The sequence below is a fragment of the Aquiflexum balticum DSM 16537 genome, assembly GCF_900176595.1.
Classification (GTDB): domain Bacteria; phylum Bacteroidota; class Bacteroidia; order Cytophagales; family Cyclobacteriaceae; genus Aquiflexum; species Aquiflexum balticum.
Genome location: NZ_LT838813.1, coordinates 106,956 through 127,424, shown reverse-complemented (window position 1 = coordinate 127,424; position 20,469 = coordinate 106,956). Strand labels below are relative to the sequence as shown.

Annotated in this window: 6 protein-coding genes; all 6 read right to left on the bottom strand. The window is 40.8% G+C overall.

The genetic code is table 11. The annotated features are described in order from the left end of the window. Positions 1-15: 15 nt before the first annotated feature. The 6 genes from eboC to B9A52_RS00500 all read right to left on the bottom strand — a co-directional run bounded on the left by eboC (position 16) and on the right by B9A52_RS00500 (position 20,458). Entirely contained in the window at positions 16-927 is a 912-nt protein-coding gene (eboC, locus tag B9A52_RS00525) for a UbiA-like protein EboC (RefSeq protein ID WP_084118454.1), read from the bottom strand. A 9-nt stretch (positions 928-936) separates the two neighbouring features. After that, positions 937-1,845, bottom strand: a complete 909-nt coding sequence (locus B9A52_RS00520) for a TatD family hydrolase (RefSeq protein WP_084118453.1) — start codon at positions 1,843-1,845, stop codon at positions 937-939. Positions 1,846-1,918: 73 nt separating this feature from the next. After that, positions 1,919-2,815, bottom strand: a complete 897-nt coding sequence (locus tag B9A52_RS00515; protein ID WP_084118452.1) for an EboA domain-containing protein — start codon at positions 2,813-2,815, stop codon at positions 1,919-1,921. A gap of 307 nt (positions 2,816-3,122) precedes the next feature. Further along, entirely contained in the window at positions 3,123-3,836 is a 714-nt protein-coding gene (locus tag B9A52_RS00510; protein WP_084118451.1) for a 4'-phosphopantetheinyl transferase family protein, read from the bottom strand. After that, the gene (locus B9A52_RS00505; protein ID WP_084118450.1) at positions 3,837-10,364 is read right to left on the bottom strand and encodes a non-ribosomal peptide synthetase; all 6,528 of its coding nucleotides are present in this window, start codon (positions 10,362-10,364) and stop codon (positions 3,837-3,839) included. A gap of 416 nt (positions 10,365-10,780) precedes the next feature. Continuing rightward, positions 10,781-20,458 (bottom strand): non-ribosomal peptide synthetase, encoded by a 9,678-nt coding sequence (locus B9A52_RS00500; RefSeq protein ID WP_084118449.1) that lies wholly within the window; start codon positions 20,456-20,458, stop codon positions 10,781-10,783. Positions 20,459-20,469 lie beyond the last annotated feature (11 nt).

Sequence of the window (20,469 nt, the reverse complement as noted above, 5' to 3'; positions counted from 1 at the left end):
TATCGAAATAAGATTTCAAGTAACGGCAAATTTCTTGGCCAGCCACAGAGAAACAGGCAAAAGGATCAATACAATTAGCCCAAATTGCCAACCTGCAAAAACAGAAGCCATAGTGGCATTGAGAATAATCAGGGAAATTACTCCTGCTTTTACAGCTTTTCCAATCATTTGTGGGATTTGAGACCTGATTGCCTTGATCAGTGGAGGAAAAATCATGTAAGCAAAAAGGATCAGGAAAGGGATCACATGTAACGGATTTTTTCCTTCGAAATAGGCCAAATCAATCAGGGCTAAAATGATCAGGCAGTACATCGCAAACCCTCCGATCAAAGCTTTTCTGTTTTTGCCATGGACTTCCCCTCTGCTTATCATGGTGATAGCGGCAACAAATACCAGAGGTATAATGCCCAAAAACCAATAACTTTTCAGCATGATTGGAAAAGCACTGACGCCCAAAAGGAGATTTCCTGCACGGCAAAGACCCATATTGATAGGTCCAATAATGGACTGATGCTTTCCCCAATAATCATATAAAACAGCAAGGCCGGCCACAATTAAAGCTATCAATCCGCTGATTGGCCCAACCAAAGATGCTGCCACAACCCCCATAACCAATAACAAAAAAGCCATCCAAGCAGCATTGCCTTTTGATACCCTTCCACTTGGTATGGGTCTTTCAGGTCTTTCCTTGGCATCCAATGCCGCATCAAAAACATCATTGAAGGCAACACCCCCGCCATACAAGCCTATGGTCGAAAGTGTCAACCAAAGCAAGTTTTGAAAAACGGGTGATTGGATAAGGACAGTTTCATCTGCAAATATAACCAATGCTCCACCGGCGACGGCGAAGCCTGCCCAAATATCTGCAATAGCAGTAACGATATTTGCGGGTCGGGTGAGCTGTAAATAAGCTTTTATTTTTGACATTAAAGATGCTTAATTCTCCACAAAATCAGAGCCTTCCACTTTAGGTTCCTGTCCGCCTCTCAAGACCGAATTACCAAATTGTCTTTGCCTTTGGTCAATGGGTTCCGGCCTCAGCCAATCCAATTCATCCATCTGGCCACTTTGGGAATAGGCTGTCAATGCATTCTGATAACAGGTCATTCTGATATGCTCTTCAGGAATTCCCATCTTGCGCATCAAAGCAGCAGTTTTTGGAACTGCCAATGGATCGCTGATTCCCCAATCCGCAGCACTGTCCACAATGATTCTTTCCGGACCGTATTGTTTGACGATTTCCACCATGCGCTCACTGCCCATCTTTGTGTGTGGGTAGATTGTAAAAGCTGCCCAATATCCTCTATCCAAAACTTCCTTTACTGTTTCCTCATTGTTGTGGTCCACGATTACCATTCCCGGATCAACACCATGTTCCTCGCTGACATCCATGCTGCGGGTAGTGCCTTTTTTCTTATCCCTATGGGGCGTATGGATCAAAACGGGGAGGTTGACCTCTTTGGCAAGTTCCAACTGTAACCTATAAAATCTATCCTCAGCTTCAGTTTGGTCATCATAACCGATTTCCCCAATGGCAACCACACCCTCTTTGCCAACATACAGCGGCAATAATTCCATCACTTCTTCTGCCAAAGGAATATTATTAGCTTCCTTGGAATTCAGACCCATGGTACAATAGTGAACGATACCGAATTGCTTGGCGCGGAATCTTTCCCAACCAACCAAAGTGCTGAAATAATCCTTGAAACTGCCTACTTCTGTCCGTGGCTGACCCAACCAAAAAGCCGGTTCAATAATGGCCACTATACCCGCTTTGCGCATGGCTTCATAGTCATCAGTGGTCCTTGATATGACATGTATATGGGGATCGATAAACATTTCCATCTTGTTGTATTTTTAATATTGTTGAAAACTAATGGTTTTAGCTCTTATATCAAATCTGATATTGATCTGTGGATTATATGGAGGATTGAAATTCTACACCGATGTGTTCCCAAGTGATTTCTCCATTTATTATGGCTTTGTTGATTTCAGAATGATCTTCAAGGAGTTTTTTGGCCGGCACGTAATCACTGCTGCCACATGCTAACAATGCGGCCTTCTTTTGATTGGGGTCATTGGTCTGAAGTACTTTTTGAATATCAGCAAAATTTTCTTCATTGACATAAGGGCCTACAAATCGCCAAAGCTCAGGCATGACAGTTCTACCTGCAGCCCATCTTTCGTGGGCAAAATCAACAAGTATCTTGGCCAAAACCGGATTAGCTCTACTGTCAGCATTCTGAATTTGATATAATGGGCGCTGCATAAATATGGCTTTCAAGACCATCTGATTCCAGGCCCTTTCATCGAAATATTCCGAAGGATAAGGATTGTTGAGAGCTACAGCATCAAAGACTGAACTGATATTTGTCCTAAGACCTTCAATGGCCCTTTCTATCATTTCCGGTTGAAAGGGCATGATTGGAAGTGCGGCGTACAGGGATTGTTGCTCATGCATATCCGCAGTTTCAAAAAGTTTGTTGAGGGCATTTACCCAACTTGAAGCTTCTTTTTCCTCGAAATGTAGGAGTAAATAACCTCTTGCAGTCTGAAGCTGATCCCAAGTATGAGGGCTGAAACCTTCTCTAATGCTATTGGCAAGCTTTTTTTGTTGATCAGTGAGTTGTAAAATCGTCTTCTTAAAAAATCTGGAAGCCTGACCAAAGGCCATATAAAACTTGAGGTATGAGCCATCTTTTTCAATTTTCTCTTTTTGTAGAACCAGCCATTCCATTGATTTGGTTTCCACTTCCTGCTTCAGAAGTTCAAAAAGGAAAATCTTTGTTTTTTCGATGTCGATGGAATGATTCATAATTACAAGGTGTATTTGGGCTCAAAAATCAATGTTTAAAGTTAATTGATTTTTTCAGAATGTTAAGTTTGGCTGTCGTTTCGGTGTAGTTTGTTATTGATTTGAAGCTTGGGCTTATTCAAGTATTTCAATAAAACTATGTTCTTTTGTGCGAAAGAACATAGTTTTTTTTGCAATTAATAGGCCCTTCAATCAGGGGCAATTTAATGTTTCAGTTTCAATAAAAGAATTCAAATTGTTATCAATTAACATGATTAAAATCAGCTTGTTTATGACTCATTTATAGTCTTAAAAAAAACATGATTCTTCAATAGTCATAAAACTTTATTTTAGGATTTTGGGCTTGATAACAGATACTGCACCAATAATTTCCGTCAATTATAAAACTCTGAATTTGCCAAGGATTAAGATTTGCCAAGGGTGTTGAATTTTTCATCATATTCAGGTCGCTAAGGTTATCTATCAACCCTACTCCTGTGGCTTTAAGAAAGGACTCTTTGATGGTCCATATTCTGAAAAAAGCTTTAGTCTGATCAGGATTCTGAAATATGTATCCAATTTCTTCAGGGTGAAAAGTTAACTGAATTACTCCCTCAAAATCAAAGTCAGGTTGTATTTTTTCCACATCAATTCCACAGGGATATTTGGAAATAATCATGGTCATCCAATCCCCTGAATGACTGATATTGAAATGAAAATCAGGTTGGCCGCTGATGAATGGCTTTTTGTTTTCCGTAAAATCGAAACTGATTTCATCATGAGGGAAATTTAGGTAGTGGCCACAAACAATTCTTTTCATTACCTGACTACAGAGAAAAATGTTTTTATCTTCTTGCCTTATGATTCTGGATAATTTCTGCTTTTCGGGATAGGTGAGCAGGTTTTTATGATTCGAAACTTGGTGGAGGTTTTTAGAAATGTTTATACGGACCACATGGATTTCATTGGAAAATGGCTCAACTTGGAAATTTTTCCAGGTTGGGGTTAACTCATTCCATTCTATAGAAAAGTTTGAAGTCATTTATGAGGTTCTTTCATCTAAAACCTTTTGAATTTTTTTGGCAATATCTTTCACGATTTCTGGTCTTTTGAAAATAATATCATGATGTCCACCAATATTTATAACATTGACTTTTTCAACATATGATGTCCACCCATAGAGTTTTGGATCTTCGACATATTTTTCCCTTGTTTTTGCCCGGAATAAATATACAGGGCCATTGTAAGGGGTCAAATTGTATTTATTTAATATGGTGGTATTATTTTTTGTAACTTTAGTAAGGCTGTTTGTGGCTTCATTCGCAATTTGTGGATTTGGATTCAATTTAATTTTGGTAAACAGCGAATTTATTTTTCGTTCAACAGCCCTTTTTTTCCTTCCTAAATAGGATTCAGGTTCATCCAAAAAAAAGTTTAATTGAGCTATGATGATGTTTAACACAAGTTTAATTTTCTCAAATTTTGAATGTTTTTTCCGGTAATAGTACGCAGCAGTGTCAAATAGAATAAGTTTACCGACTTTTTTCCCCATCGATTGAAGCTGCTTGGCCATTTCATAAGCCACAATTCCACCAAAGCAATAGCCTGATAAATTGTAAGGGCCATCCGGATTTTGTTCCACCATAAGCGAAATATAGAAAGTAGCCATTTCTTCAAGGGATTTGTTTGGTTCCTCGATCCCATCCAAACCTTTGGGTTGAAAGCCATAAATAGGCTGTTCGGAGTCAATGTGTTTTGCTAAACTATAATAGATAGATGCTGAAGATCCTCCTCCATGAACCATATATAATGGCGGTTTGCTTCCCGAGGTTTTTACATCCAATAATAATGACTTCAATCCAACCTTATTTTGATTGCTGTTCTCTATTGCACCAGCCAGTTCCGATATACTGGGGAATTTAAATATCAGGTTAATGCTAAGTCTTTGCCCAATTACATTTTCCAGGGCCGATATTAACTTAACAGCTAAAAGTGAATGTCCCCCCAATTCAAAGAAATCATCATGGATACCAACTCTGTCTATAGCAAGGATTTTCTTGTAAACTGAGGCGAGCTGTTTTTCTAGGTGGGTTTTTGGTTCAGTATAGTCGGCTGTCACCATATCCTGGGCACTGACATCCGGAAGTGCCTTTCTGTCGACTTTTCCGCTAAAGGACAAAGGGAGTTTTTCGAGCTCAACCCAAAGAGCGGGGACCATGTATTCAGGAAGTTTTGACCTAAGAAATTCATTGATTGAATTTTTGTCAAAATTCCCTTCGCAGACAACATATCCGATAAGCCTTTTGTCTACCTGTCCGTATTCTTTTACTATAACCACAGCTTGCTTTACGTCAGGATGGAGGAGCAGGACAGATTCGATCTCCCCAAGTTCTATGCGGTATCCCCTTATTTTGACCTGGTCGTCCATTCTTCCGAGATATTCGATGTTGCCGTCGGGAAGCCAACGTGCAAGGTCACCTGTCCGGTACATCCTCTCACCGAGAACGTTACTGAACGGATCAGGAAGGAATTTTTGGGCTGTAAGTTCAGGCCTGTTGAGGTAGCCCCTACCGACACCTTTTCCACCAATACAGAGTTCACCGGGAATCCCTATAGGGTTTAATCCCCCGTCCGGACCTAAGATGTAGACAGAGGTATTGTCGATAGGTTTTCCTATGGTTACCTTTTCACCCACCTCCATTTTTTTAAATGTCGAAGTTATCGTAGTCTCTGTAGGACCGTAAAGATTCCAAAGCTTTCCTGTTTGGGCCAAAAGATTTTTTGTCTCTTCCCCAAGAGCTTCCCCTCCTGTGGTCATTATGATTCTGTCAGGATTGTTCCATCCTGAGCTCAGGAGTATTTGCCATCCCGAAGGGGTAGCCTGCATATGGGTTGGACGGACTTCTGCCAGTTTTTTGGAAAGTGCGTAGCCATCCATGGTAATTTCTTTTTTTACCAAATGAACAGACCCGCCATTAATCAAGGGAACAAATAGTTCCAGACAAAATGCATCAAAAATGAAAGGAGTCACTGATAACTGGCGCGAGGAGGAATCGTACTCAACAATTTTTGATAGACTAATAGAAAAATTGATGAGGTTTTCATGATTGACCATTGCACCTTTTGGCTTTCCTGTAGATCCTGAAGTGTAGATAATGTAGGCAAGGTTTTCTGGTAATATGGAAACATTTACTTTTTCATCAGGCATGCTGTAAATGGCCTCCATTTCTTGGTCTATAATGATACAGCTTGTCTTATCGCTGAAATTGTGGACAGTTTCTTTAGAGCATATAACAAAATCCGCTTTGCTATCTTCAACCTTATAATCAATCCTGTCTTTGGGAAAGTCAGGGTCGATGGGGATATATGCCGCCCCTGATTTTAAAATGCCAAATATACCAATGATCATTTCTAAAGAACGGTCAAGGCAAATCGGTATCAAGCTTTCAGGTCGGATATTTTTCTTTAGGAGATAGTTTGCTAGTTGATTGGATTTTTTGTTAAGAGCGCCGTACGTAAGTTGCTTGCCCTCAAATACAACTGCAACGGCGTCAGGTGATTTTCTTACCTGCTCCTGAAATAGATCAAGGATTGTCTTTTGATTCGGGAGAACTTGTGGGGGTGACCTGAATAATTTAATCAGGTCTGTTTCTTCTTCCTTGGTCAGGATTTTCAATTTTCCAACATCCTCAGATGGATTTTCAAGGATTGATTCCAAAAGGTGGATATAGTATTTTACGAAACGTTCTATTGTTTCATGCCTGTAGAGGTCTGTATTGTATTCTAAAATGCCTGAAATTCCTGTATCGACTTCCGTTAGTTCAAAAGTCATGTCAAGCTTAGAAGTGAAATGCTCAAAAGTTTTTTCCGAAACGAAGACATTGTCCAGATGGACCTCATTTTTGGGAAAATTCTGCAGTACAAATAAGACCTGGAAAACAGGATTTCTGCTTAAATCTCTTTTTTGTCTAAGGGATTCCACTACCATTTCAAAGGGGACTTGTTGGAACTCGAAAGACTCCAGCGTAGTGGCCCGGATATCTTTAAGAAGTTCTGTAAAGGTCATGTTTCCCCTTAGATTGGATCGAAGAGCCAGCGTGTTGACAAAAAAGCCAATGAGTTCTTCCATTTCTTCGCTTTCTCTGCCTGCCACAGGCGTGCCAATGCAGATATCTTCTTGCCCGCTGTACCGATAAAGAAGTGTTTTGAATGCGGCAAGCAATGTCATAAAAAGAGTTGCCTGTTGATTTTGTCCCAATTCTCTCAATTTGGACACCAGGGAATTATCAATTGAAAAACGGTAACTGTTCCCATTGTTACTCTGAACCGGCGGCCTTGCAAAATCAGTCGGTAGCTGAAGTGTGGATAGGTTTTGAAGTTTGCCTTTCCAATAATCGACTTTATTCTGGATCAGATCGCTGTTGAGGAATTTTCTCTGCCATATCGCATAGTCAATGTACTGTATGGAGAGCGGAGGAAGTGAAGCCTCAATTCCGTTGACGATGGCATCATAGGATTCCATCAGTTCTTTTTTCAGGATGTTGGAAGACCATCCGTCAGAGGCGATGTGGTGTAATGTGATGACCAGACAATGGTGGTCCGGTCCCAATGAAATCAGACAGGCCCTCATCATGTAGTCTGCGCTCAGGTCGAAAGGAATTCTGATCAAGGAGGTTATTTGCTTATCAAGAAGTTTCTGATCCAGCAGTTCCATGCTGTCAAGTTTCCAGCGGTCCATTTCGAGTAAGATCTGACAAGGCATTCCGTCCTTTTCCCTGATCACGGTACGGAGTGGTTCATGACGGTTGAGGATGATTTTGAATGCCTCTTCAAGTGCTGTGAAGTCCAGTTTCCCTTTAATATCCAGAATCAGTGGAATGTGGTACTGAATGCTTCCTTCGAGCTGATGGATGAACCAGAGACTCTGCTGATTGTAGGAAAGAGGGATGATTTGAGGCCTAGTCTCAACCACCGGTACAAGATCGGAAAGATCACTTCCTCTGGGGATCAGTTTCTGGGCAAGCTGGGCCACAGAAGGAGCCGAGAAGAAGTCGCGGATGCTGATTTCAGAACCCATTTCTTTCCTGATTGCTGCAACAGTACGCATTGCCAGCAGCGAATGTCCCCCCAATGCAAAAAAGTCATCGTGGATGCCCACACGATCCAGTCCGAGGATTCTCTGCCAGATGACTGCAAGCTGTTTTTCCTGATCATTCCTTGGTTCGGTATATTCAGCTGTCACCATATCACTGATCCCGACATCCGGCAGTGCTTTTCTGTCTGTTTTGCCGCTGAAGGTGAGTGGAAGTTTTTCGAGCTGAAGCCAAAGTGCCGGCACCATATATTCGGGTAATTTTGATCTGAGGAATGCACTGACGGATTCTTTGTCGAAATTCCCGTCGCAGACGACATACCCCACGAGCCTTTTATCACCCAGTCCGTTTTCTCTTGCCATGACTACCGCTTGCTTCACATTGGGATGGAGCAGCAGGATGGATTCGATTTCGCCGAGTTCGATGCGGTATCCCCTGATTTTGACCTGGTCATCCATTCTGCCCAAATATTCCAAATTACCGTCCCCGCGCCATCTGCCCAAGTCTCCCGTTCTGTATAACCGCTCTTTTGGCCTGTACGGATTTTTTATAAACTTCTCTCTGGTGAGCTCATCCCGGTTTAAATATCCCCTTGCCAGACCTACTCCGCCTATGCAGATCTCCCCGACGGTACCGAAAGGAACAAGCTGGTGGGTGGAGCTTAAAACGTAAAGTGCTGTGTTATCAATAGGTTTTCCTATCGGAATGCTTTGTTCCACTGCTGTATCACAGGCATAGTAACTCACATCTATACTTGCTTCCGTAGGTCCATAAAGATTCATTAGACTCACATCCGGCAACAATTCTTTGAAACGCCTGACCTGTTCCGCCTTCAAGGCTTCCCCGCTAGTATATACCTGCTTAAGACTCCTCAGTTTCAAAATGTCTTCAGTTGAGCTGCTCAGATATTCCAAAAAGACTTCAAGCATACTTGGTACAAAATGTAACACCGTAACCTGTGAGGCTTCTATTGTTGCAACTATCTTTTCGGGTTGCTTCTCTCCTCCCGGTTCCAGCATACTCACGCAGGCTCCCTGCAAGGACCACCAGATAAGCTCCCATACCGATACATCGAAAGTAAAAGTGGTCTTTTGCAGGATACAATCTTTTTCTGTCAGGGGATATGACTTCTGCATCCAGGCCAATCGGTTGACCAAGCCCCTGTGCTCGAGCATACAGCCCTTCGGTTTACCCGTTGAACCTGAAGTGTAAATGACGTACATCAAGTTCTCTGGACTTATCCGGATTTTTGTATTTGTCTTTGGATACTTACCTTCATTTAAGGTTTTTTTGATTCCTTCCAGTTCAACCTGATCGATGAGTACTTTCAACTTCGCGTCTTCTTTGATAAACTCTTTTCGCTGCTCAGGGTACTCCGGATCTATCGGTAGGTAGGCGCCTCCCGATTTGATGATTGCCAAAATGCCTAACACCATCCACTCACTGCGCTCCAACTCAATTCCTACCAGATCATCGGGTTGAATATTGTATCTTTCAATAAGATAATGTGCAAACTGGTTCGACCATTCATTCAGCTCCTTGTAGCTTAATTTCTTTTCCCTGAACAATAACGCAACTGCTTCGGGGGTTTTATCTACCTGCTCCTCAAACAAGTCCACGATTGTCTTATCATGGGGGTATTTCGCTTCCGTAGCATTTAAAGTTTCTAACAGCAGGGTTTTTTCCTTTGTCGGGATAATGTTTAAAAGACTTAGGCTTTGGTGGGGATTGGAATGGATGGATTCAAGAAGTGTTATATAATGGGAAACCATCCTATTTGCGCTTTCATAACAAACGAATTCTTTATCAAAGGTGATGCGCCCTTCAATTTTCCCATCATTTTCTACAAACCTGACCAGTAAAGTTGAATTAAAATTCTCAAGATTTATTTTAGATGATTGGCTCAGAATATCAATATCATTGTTTTTGTGATAGTCGAAGATGACAGGGAAAAGTAACCTCAAATCTTTTTCATCCTTTTTTCCCAATAAGGAAATTAGCTGATCAACAGAGATTTGATTATTGGAATTGGCTTCCATTAAATCAATGCCTAATTTGTAGACAAAGTCACCAAAAGGCATAGTGGCATCTATTTTGGTGCCTATGGGCAGGACGTCCAAATAAACGTTTTTTACATCTTTATCAGTTGGATTGTCAAGGGCTGCTTCCCTTAAGGTTGTGCCAATGCAAAAATCAATTTGATTGCTGTATCTATATACTAATACTTTCAGTGCAGCGAATAGGACCAAAGATGGCGAGGTCTTTGACTTGGGAAATTGTGTCCCGATATTTTCAATTAACGACTTGTCTATCCGGAAATCGATTTTGTTATTTTTTTTTCCTTTAGCCAAAGATTTTGAATAATTCTTTGGCAGATTTAATTCTTCGATACCTTCAAGCTTTTTAATCCAATATTCATTGATTGGAAAGGAAGACTCTGTCGCTGATTGGGTGATTTGCGATTTCGTTGATGGCATTATCTTTTTGTTTGTATCACTAAAAATGTGTCATAACTTTATTTGAAGCTTGTATTTATAAGATGGGAATATAAGCGTTTTCCTTAAAAACAAAATACCTAAATATTTAAATTTTAGAAACCAGAGGTTTTGTACTCTATTGTCTTATCAGCACATTTTAACAAAATTTCACAAATTGATATCCATAGCCTAGGTTTTATTTTCAAAGGTTTTTTTCGAAACTGTGTTGGCAAGAAAACTAAGATTATTCCTTTTTCTGGATATCAGCGATAATTTTTCTGATTACTTAGGGGAAGGAATTCCACTATTTTAACAAACCATTTGGTGATTTTGCAAATCCTTGACCCGTTTGATTGAATTTAAAAGATTTTTTTGATTTTTTCCATGTAGAATTACTTTTCAATTAATTTATAGTTTTATTTCAGATTATTCACTGAGTTTTTCTCGTCAAGAACATTTTGGAGTTTTTTGGAAACTATATTCAAAATATGTTTTTCTTTGAAAATCATATCATGATGTCCAGGAATCTGAATTATTTGCAAATTTTCCACGAACTTTTTCCAACCATAAAATTTTTCATCCTCCAAAAAAAAATCTCTATCTTCAACTCTAAACAACGTCATATCAACTTTAATCGGAACAAGATGGTATTTCAATAACATTTGATGATTGTTATGTGTAAGTTTCTTGATGATTTTCATCCGTTCATTTAACACTCTTTTATTTTCGAACTTAAATCCCATTCTTATAAGCTGTTTTTCAATCCTTCTATTTAGTGCAGTCAATTTTTTATTCAGATAATAATTAGGATACTTTGGAAAAAACTTTAGCTCTGTTATAACCTTTCTGATACCATTTAGAACTTTTTGATTAAAGGATGTTTTCTCCATATTTATATATGCATTTGTATCAAATATAACTAAAGAAGCAACCTCTTTTCCCATATTCAGAATCTGCTTTGCCATTTCAAATGCTACATAGCCACCAAATGAATATCCTGAAATATGATAGGGTCCTCTCGGGTTATTAAGTAGCATCAATGATACATAATAAGATGCCATTTCCTCAATACTTTGGTGAGGTTCATCATTTCCTTCCAAACCTTTCACTTGAAAACCTAAAATAGGCTGTTCCTCTTCCATTATTTTTGCTAGCTTATAATAACTCGTCACACTGCAACCCACTCCATGAACAATGTATATTGGAGGTTTATTCCCACTTGGTTTTATGTGCACCAAAGAATTTCCAATACTTTCAGTAATACTACTGCCCTCTATATATTCAGCTAAATCCACAATTCTTGGATATTTGAAAATAATATTGATTGGAATTTTTTGATCCAATTCTTTTTCAAGTAGCGAAAGAACTTTTACTGCAAGCAATGAATTGCCACCGATTTCAAAGAAGTCTGCATTGATATCTATTTTTTCTTTTTTAAGGGATAAACACCAAATTTTGGATATGAGTTTTTCAATTTCAGTGATGGGTTCTCTTTGGGATATTTTTTGTTCCTCGGGTTTTGGTAGTCTTTTTCTGTCAATCTTATTGTTGGAAGTCAATGGCAGGTTTTCAAGTATCATGATACTATTTGGGACCATATATTCCGGTAAAATTGAACGCAGTTCTTTTTTCAAAATAGCGGGTTTTTTTGAAATGAAATCCGCATTGGTCGAGTCCTTCAAAACCACATAGCCAACAAGCATTTTTTGGCCAGGTGTATCTTCTCTCAAAATCACTGCAGATTCTTTAATATCATTTAGTTTATTAATAACAGATTCAATTTCACCTAGCTCAATCCTATATCCTCTGATTTTAACCTGATCATCTATCCTTCCCAGATATTCAATATTTCCGTCAGGAAGCCATCGGGCTAGGTCTCCGGTTCGGTACATTTTTTCTTTTCCGGTTTTGTCAAATGGATTTTTGACAAACTTCTCCAAATTAAGTTCAGGTTTGTTTAAATATCCTCTGGCAACACCATGTCCCGAAATGCATAACTCTCCGGGGACATTTATGGGGTTGAGCTGATTATCTTTATTGAGAATATAGATTTTAGTAAAATCAATAGGTTTGCCTATGGTAACGTTTTCATCAGGTGAATGGATTTGCGCTACTGAAGCCCAAACAGTTCCTTCCGTTGGACCATATTCATTAAATAATTTGACGTTTTGGATTTTATCAAAATGCAGCTTTACGAGTGATTGATCCAAATTTTCCCCGGCAAGTATTACATTCAGCAACTTGGAATCTGAAAGCAAATTTTCTTCCTGCAAGAACCTATAGTAGGATGGGACACAAAGAATTGTTTCAGTGTCTTTTAGTAGTTCCTGGATATGGTGAGGACTTTTTATCAATTCACTTTTGCACAAAATCAATTGTTCACCTGAGGTCAAGGCCCCAAAAATCACTGCAACTGATGAATCAAATGCAAATGAAGGTATCATCAATACTGCACCTGTTTTATCATAATAGGATTTTCTTGCCAAGGTAGATGCCAATAAACCCTTATGCTCGATCAGCACACCCTTCGGTGTTCCTGTAGAACCCGAGGTATAAATCACATATGCAAGGTTATTTGGACTGATTTCTTTTTTCTCTACCTCAAATAATGTTTTCTCTAGTTCCAATTGAGAGGTATCTAGGCAAAGGATTTCAATTGAGTCAGGAAATTTCTCACTTATATCTGAAGTGGTCAAAAGGATGTTGGCCCCTGAATCTCTCAAAATAAAATTAATTCTGTCCTCAGGGTAAGTTGGATCAATAGGGACATATGCTACTCCTGCTTTTATAATACCCAAAATCCCAATAATCATTTCAAAAGATCTGTCCAGACAAATTGGAATCATGGCTTCATTTTTAATGCCTTTTGCCAAAAGATAATTGGCAATTTGATCTGATTTTTTATCTAGATCAGAGTAACTCAGTTTTTTGCCCTCAAATACAACAGCAATGGCGTCAGGTGATTTTCTTACCTGCTCCTGAAACAAATCAAGGATTGTCTTTTGATTGGGGAGAATTTGAGGGGGTGAATTGAATAATTTAATCAGTTCTGTTTCTTCGTTCTTGGACAGGAATTTTAATTTTTCAATAGTCTCAGATGGATTTTCAAGGATTGATTTCAGAAGATGGATAAAGTGGTTTACAAAACGTACTATTGTTTCATGTCTGTAGAGGTCTGTATTGTATTCAGCAATCCCATTTATGCCAGAATCAACTTCCGTGAGTTCAAAAGCCATGTCAAACTTAGAAGTAAAATGCTCATAAGTCTTTTCAGAAACGGAGACATCATCAAGATGGGCTTCATTTTTGGAAATATTCTGCAGAACAAATAGAACCTGGAACACAGGATTTCTGCTCAGGTCTCTTTTTTGTCTAAGTGATTCCACCACCATTTCAAAGGGTACCTGTTGGAACTCGAAAGATTCCAGTGTGGTGGCCCGGATATCTTTAAGAAGTTCCGTAAAGCCCATATTTCCCCTTAGATTGGACCGAACAGCCAGCGTGTTGACAAAAAACCCGATGAGATCATCCATTTCTCCGCTTTCTCTGCCTGCCACAGGCGTGCCTATGCAGATATCCTCCTGCCCGCTGTACCGATAAAGAAGTGTTTTGAATGCGGCAAGCAAAGTCATAAAAAGAGTTGCCTGATGACTTTGTCCCAATTCTCTCAATTGGGAGACCAGGGAATTGTCGATTGAAAAACGGTAACTGTTCCCATTGTTACTCTGAACCGGCGGCCTTGCAAAATCAGTCGGGAGCTGTAGTGTGGATAGGTTTTGAAGTTTGCCTTTCCAATAATCGATTTTATTCTGGATCAGATCACTGTTGAGGAATTTTCTCTGCCATATCGCATAGTCAATGTACTGTATGGAGAGCGGAGGAAGTGAAGCCTCAATTCCGTTGACGGTGGCATCATAGGATTCCATCAGTTCTTTTTTCAGGATGTTGGAAGACCATCCGTCAGAGGCGATGTGGTGTAATGTGATGACCAGACAATGGCGGTCCGGTCCCAATGAAATCAGACAGGCCCTCATCATGTAGTCTGCGCTCAGGTCGAAAGGAATTCTGATCAAGGAGGTTATTTGCTTATCAAGAAGTTTCTGATCCAGCAGTTCCATGCTATCAAGTTTCCAGCGGTCCATACCGAGTAAAATCTGACAAGGCATTCCGTCCTTTTCCCTGATCACGGTACGGAGTGGTTCATGACGGTTGAGGATGATTTTGAATGCCTCTTCAAGTGCTGTGAAGTCCAGTTTCCCTTTAATATCCAGAATCAGTGGAATGTGGTACTGAATGCTTCCTTCGAGCTGATGGATGAACCAGAGACTCTGCTGGTTGAAAGAAAGAGGGATGGTTTCAGGCCTGGCCACAACCGCCGGTACATGGCTGGAGAGGTCCCTGCCTCTGAAAATCAGTTTCTGGGCAAGCTGGGCCACAGAAGGAGCCGAGAAGAAGTCGCGGATGCTGATTTCAGAACCCATTTCTTTCCTGATTGCTGCAACAGTACGCATTGCCAGCAGCGAATGTCCCCCCAATGCAAAAAAGTCATCGTGGATGCCCACACGATCCAGTCCGAGGATTCTCTGCCAGATGACTGCAAGCTGTTTTTCCTGATCATTCCTTGGTTCGGTATATTCAGCTGTCACCATATCACTGATCCCGACATCCGGCAGTGCTTTTCTGTCTGTTTTGCCGCTGAAGGTGAGTGGAAGTTTTTCGAGCTGAAGCCAAAGTGCCGGCACCATATATTCGGGTAATTTTGATCTGAGGAATGCACTGACGGATTCTTTGTCGAAATTCCCGTCGCAGACGACATACCCCACGAGCCTTTTATCACCCAGTCCGTTTTCTCTTGCCATGACTACCGCTTGCTTCACATTGGGATGGAGCAGCAGGATGGATTCGATTTCGCCGAGTTCGATGCGGTATCCCCTGATTTTGACCTGGTCATCCATTCTGCCCAAATATTCCAAATTACCGTCCCCGCGCCATCTGCCCAAGTCTCCCGTTCTGTATAACCGCTCTTTTGGCCTGTACGGATTTTTTATAAACTTCTCTCTGGTGAGCTCATCCCGGTTTAAATATCCCCTTGCCAGACCTACTCCGCCTATGCAGATCTCCCCGACGGTACCGAAAGGAACAAGCTGGTGGGTGGAGCTTAAAACGTAAAGTGCTGTGTTATCAATAGGTTTTCCTATCGGAATGCTTTGTTCCACTGCTGTATCACAGGCATAGTAACTCACATCTATACTCGCTTCCGTAGGTCCGTAAAGATTCATTAGACTCACATTCGGCAACAGTTCTTTGAAACGCCTGACCTGTTCCGTCTTCAAGGCTTCCCCGCTGGTATATACCTGCTTCAGACTCCTTAGCTTCAAAATGTCTTCAGTTGAGCTGCCCAGATATTCCAAAAAGACTTCAAGCATACTCGGCACAAAATGTATCACGGTAACCTGCGAGGCTTCTATTGTTGCAACTATCTTTTCGGGCTGCTTCTCTCCTCCCGGTTCCAGCATACTCACAGAGGCTCCCTGCAATGACCACCAGATAAGTTCCCATACCGATACATCGAAAGTAAAAGTGGTCTTTTGCAGGATACAATCTTTTTCTGTCAGAGGATAAGACTTCTGCATCCAGGCCAATCTGTTGACCAAGCCCCTATGCTCCAGCATGCAACCCTTCGGTTTACCCGTTGAACCTGAAGTGTAAATTACATACATCAGATTCTCGGGACTTATCCGGATTTTCGGATTTGTCTTTGGATACTTTCCTTGATTTAAGGTTTTCTTGATTCCTTCCAGTTCAACCTGATCGATGAGTACTTTCAACTTCGCATCTTCTTTGATAAACTCTTTTCGCTGCTCAGGGTACTCCGGATCTATCGGTACGTAGGCGCCTCCCGATTTGATGATTGCCAATATGCCTATCACCATCCACTCACTGCGCTGCAACTCTATTCCTACCAGATCATCGGGTTGAATATTGTATCTTTCAATAAGATAATGTGCAAACTGGTTCGACCATTCATTCAGCTCCTTGTAGCTTAATTTCTTTTCCCTGAACAATAATGCAACTGCTTCGGGGGTTTTATCTACCTGCTCCTCAAACAAGTCCACGATTGTCTTATCATGGGGGTATTTCGCTTCCGTAGCATTTAAAGTTTCTAACAGCAGGGTTTTTTCCTCCTCGGGAATAATGTTTAAGAGATCAAGGTTTAAATATGGATTTTCAAGGATTGATTTCAGAAGATGGATAAAGTGGTTTACGAAACGTACTATTGTTTCATGTCTGTAGAGGTCTGTATTGTATTCAGCAATCCCATTTATGCCAGAATCAACTTCCGTGAGTTCAAAAGCCATGTCAAACTTAGAAGTAAAATGCTCATAAGTCTTTTCAGAAATGGAGACATCATCAAGATGGGCTTCATTTTTGGAAATATTCTGCAGAACAAATAAAACCTGGAACACAGGATTTCTGCTCAGGTCTCTTTTTTGTCTAAGTGATTCCACCACCATTTCAAAGGGTACCTGTTGGAACTCGAAAGACTCCAGCGTAGTGGCCCGGATATCTTTAATAAGTTCCGTAAAGCCCATATTTCCCCTTAGATTGGACCGAACAGCCAGCGTGTTGACAAAAAACCCGATGAGATCATCCATTTCTCCGCTTTCTCTGCCTGCCACGGGCGTGCCTATGCAGATATCCTCCTGCCCGCTGTACCGATAAAGAAGTGTTTTGAATGCGGCAAGCAAAGTCATAAAAAGAGTTGCCTGATGACTTTGTCCCAATTCTCTCAATTGGGAGACCAGGGAATTGTCGATTGAAAAACGGTAACTGTTCCCATTGTTACTCTGAACCGGCGGCCTTGCAAAATCAGTCGGGAGCTGTAGTGTGGATAGGTTTTGAAGTTTGCCTTTCCAATAATCGATTTTATTCTGGATCAGATCACTGTTGAGGAATTTTCTCTGCCATATCGCATAGTCAATGTACTGTATGGAGAGCGGAGGAAGTGAAGCCTCAATTCCGTTGACGGTGGCATCATAGGATTCCATCAGTTCTTTTTTCAGGATGTTGGAAGGCCATCCGTCAGAGGCGATGTGGTGTAATGTGATGACCAGACAATGGCGGTCCGGTCCCAATGAAATCAGACAGGCCCTCATCATGTAGTCTGCGCTCAGGTCGAAAGGAATTCTGATCAAGGAGGTTATTTGCTTATCAAGAAGTTTCTGATCCAGCAGTTCCATGCTATCAAGTTTCCAGCGGTCCATACCGAGTAAAATCTGACAAGGCATTCCGTCCTTTTCCCTGATCACGGTACGGAGTGGTTCATGACGGTTGAGGATGATTTTGAATGCCTCTTCAAGTGCTGTGAAGTCCAGTTTCCCTTTAATATCCAGAATCAGTGGAATGTGGTACTGAATGCTTCCTTCGAGCTGATGGATGAACCAGAGACTCTGCTGGTTGAAAGAAAGAGGGATGGTTTCAGGCCTGGCCACAACCGCCGGTACATGGCTGTAGAGGTCCCTGCCTCTGAAAATCAGTTTCTGGGCAAGCTGGGCCACAGAAGGAGCCGAGAAGAAGTCGCGGATGCTGATTTCAGAACCCATTTCTTTCCTGATTGCTGCAACAGTACGCATTGCCAGCAGCGAATGTCCCCCCAATGCAAAAAAGTCATCGTGGATGCCCACACGATCCAGTCCGAGGATTCTCTGCCAGATGACTGCAAGCTGTTTTTCCTGATCATTCCTTGGTTCGGTATATTCAGCTGTCACCATATCACTGATCCCGACATCCGGCAGTGCTTTTCTGTCTGTTTTGCCGCTGAAGGTGAGTGGAAGTTTTTCGAGCTGAAGCCAAAGTGCCGGCACCATATATTCGGGTAATTTTGATCTGAGGAATGCACTGACGGATTCTTTGTCGAAATTCCCGTCGCAGACGACATACCCCACGAGCCTTTTATCACCCAGTCCGTTTTCTCTTGCCATGACTACCGCTTGCTTCACATTGGGATGGAGCAGCAAGATGGATTCGATTTCGCCGAGTTCGATGCGGTATCCCCTGATTTTGACCTGGTCATCCATCCTGCCGAGGTATTCGATATTTCCATCTGGGAGCCATTTGGCAAGATCACCAGAACGGTACATCCTGTTACCAGGAACATGACTGAATGGGTCGGGAAGGAATTTTTGAGCTGTAAGTTCCTCCCTGTTGAGGTATCCTCTTCCGACACCATTTCCACCAATGCAGAGTTCACCGGGAATTCCAATAGGGTTTAGCCCACCGTCCGGACCTAGGATATATACAGATGTATTGTCTATTGGTTTCCCGATGTTAACCCTTTCGTTTAACTCCATTTTTTTATAGGTTGACCAGATGGTTGTTTCGGTGGGACCATACATATTCCAAAGAGGGCCTAATCCAACTAGATTATCCTTCAATTCCTCACTTAGGGCTTCTCCCCCGACCAGCATTTTGATATTTTGTGGATTTTTCCAACCAGAATTGAGAAGCATCTGCCATCCAGAGGGAGTAGCCTGCACGTGGGTAGGTTGGACTTCTCGCAGTTTTTGGGCAAGACTGAATCCGTCCATAGCAACTTCCCTGGTTGCCAAAAATACCTTACCACCGTTAACAAGAGGAAGAAAAAGTTCAAGGTAAAAGATGTCAAAACTGTAGGTAGTAACCGAGAGTAAACTTGAATAAGCTTCGAATTCTACATTTTTCGACATACTGGCCAAAAAGTTGACCACATTCCGATGCTCTATCATCACCCCTTTGGGTCTTCCGGTAGAACCAGAAGTGTAGATGATGTAAGCCAAGTTTTCAGGCAAGACCAAGATCGGTAGTTTCTCACAAGGCATACTGTTTAGAACATCCATTTTTTGATCCAATATGACACAGTCTATTTCATCGGCAAAATCGTATGCTATTTCTGAGGAACAAATGATAAATTCTGCTTTGATATCTTCAATCATATAGTCAATCCTGTCCTTGGGTAAAGCAGGATCGATGGGAACGTAAGCCCTCCCTGATTTGAGGATTCCAAAAATAGCAATGACCATTTCCAAGGAACGTTCCAAGCAAATGGGAATTGGATTTTCGAAAGTGAAATAAATACTATTGAGGTAATTTGCCAGTTGATTAGACTTGCTATCAAGTTGTCTGTAGGTAAGCTGATTACCTTCAAATTCTAGCGCTATGGCTTTGGGATTTTTTTTAACCTGATCTTCAAAAAGATCTAAGAGAGTTACACTTTCATCGAATGTTGTTGTGGTATCGTTAAGGGTTTTGATAAGAAATGATTTTTCTTTCTTACTTAAAATGTTCAATTCGCTAATTTTAGTATTGGGAGAAAGGCGGATGGAATCCAATAGTTGTGAAAAATGTTCAATCATTCGATTGATAAACGCTTCACCATACACATCGCTTCTAAAGGAAATTGATCCATTGAGGTATTTATTTGATTCCTCAAATTCAAAAACCAAAATAGGGTTGTAATTTTTATCTAATAAACCATTTGGTTTCCTATTATTATGGTCACTTTCTGTTTTTCTTTGATTTCTAAAAATGCACACTACATCTAGTAGGAAATCACTGATTTGGTCATTTCCCAACCCATTAATAAACTCCACAATAGTAATATTACTGTTTTCTAGTGCCTCAAAAAAAGTGTCTCTTGTGTTTTGAATGAGGCTGTCAAATGAAATACTGCTATCAAGTTGTGATCTAATTGGCAAGGGGCTTAAATCTATTTTGAGCCCATTATTCTCAGATAATTCTTTTAAATTCAAATCTTCTAAAGATAAGCCTATGCAAAAATCATTTTGGCTACTATATCGGTAAAGAAGTACTTGGAGACTACCTATTAGGGGAAATAGAATAGATGAATCTTCAAATGAATTCTTTAGATGTTCAATTGGGATTGAATCTTTTGGAAAATGGACTTTCAGGAACTTGCCTTTTTCATCCAATGAACCAAATAGATCTTTGGGTAAATTAATGGGCTCAAGACCATGCAGCTTTGATTTCCAATATTTTGGTTGTTCTCCATTATCTCTTTTGGAGAATTGATTCTTTGGGTTATTAAGAATTGACATAATTAAAAGCT

What these genes read in the sequence shown, in the direction of transcription:
- eboC (WP_084118454.1), bottom strand. Translation starts at nt 927, where the DNA reads ATGTCAAAAATAAAAGCTTATTTACAGCTCACCCGACCCGCAAATATC.
- B9A52_RS00520 (WP_084118453.1), bottom strand. Translation starts at nt 1,845, where the DNA reads ATGGAAATGTTTATCGATCCCCATATACATGTCATATCAAGGACCACT.
- B9A52_RS00515 (WP_084118452.1), bottom strand. Translation starts at nt 2,815, where the DNA reads ATGAATCATTCCATCGACATCGAAAAAACAAAGATTTTCCTTTTTGAA.
- B9A52_RS00510 (WP_084118451.1), bottom strand. Translation starts at nt 3,836, where the DNA reads ATGACTTCAAACTTTTCTATAGAATGGAATGAGTTAACCCCAACCTGG.
- B9A52_RS00505 (WP_084118450.1), bottom strand. Translation starts at nt 10,364, where the DNA reads ATGCCATCAACGAAATCGCAAATCACCCAATCAGCGACAGAGTCTTCC.
- B9A52_RS00500 (WP_084118449.1), bottom strand. Translation starts at nt 20,458, where the DNA reads ATGTCAATTCTTAATAACCCAAAGAATCAATTCTCCAAAAGAGATAAT.